Source organism: Pseudomonas sp. PAGU 2196, from assembly GCF_022179005.1.
GTDB classification, from domain to species: Bacteria; Pseudomonadota; Gammaproteobacteria; order Pseudomonadales; family Pseudomonadaceae; genus Aquipseudomonas; species Aquipseudomonas kermanshahensis.
The window spans coordinates 1-593 of sequence record NZ_BNTL01000087.1 but is presented as its reverse complement, the minus strand read 5'-3'; the positions used below and the strand labels follow the sequence as shown (position 1 = coordinate 593).

Below are 593 nucleotides of genomic sequence, written 5' to 3'. Positions count from 1 at the left end.
ACCATCAACTGGTGAGTATAGGGTATTATCTTCTGGCTTAATTGCTAAGCCTTGACCCATAGCACCTGATGAAAAAACAGGGTCTGAAACCGCAGATAAGTCTACAACTGTTCCATTCAAAGGACTATATAAAGTTTCCTCTGCTAAGGCTGGCTGATCAGCCGTTTGATCAACTTCGACAGCTGGTAACGGAAGGGTTTCTCTATCTTGATAACCCCAAGTATAAGCAATTGCAAAGGCTACCCCAAGACCGACAAGCATAGTCACAAGGTATTGTAATAATTGGCCATTCAAGTAAAGGAGAGTTCCTGGTAAGACCGTAATCCCAAAACCAGTTCCTGCAATGCCAAAGAGCCCAGCGACCCAACCACCTAAGGCACCACCAATAAGACCTGAAACAAAGACTTTTGGATAACGGAGGTTGACCCCAAAAATAGCTGGTTCAGTAATCCCTAAAAGAGCTGACAAGGTTGATGGAAAGGCCAGACCTTTTAGTTTTGTTGATTTGGTTTTAACAGCAACAGCTAAGGTAGCTCCAGCTTGAGCAGCTGTTGCTGCTGTTAGGTAAGCATTGAAAGGATCTTTTCCGGTAT

General features: G+C 43.8%; 1 protein-coding gene. It reads right to left on the bottom strand.

Annotated elements, in window-relative coordinates; all coding sequences use genetic code 11:
• Positions 1-593 (bottom strand): PTS glucose transporter subunit IIA (locus tag MFF34_RS28060; RefSeq protein ID WP_238217847.1); only part of this gene is annotated, 593 nt, incomplete at both ends.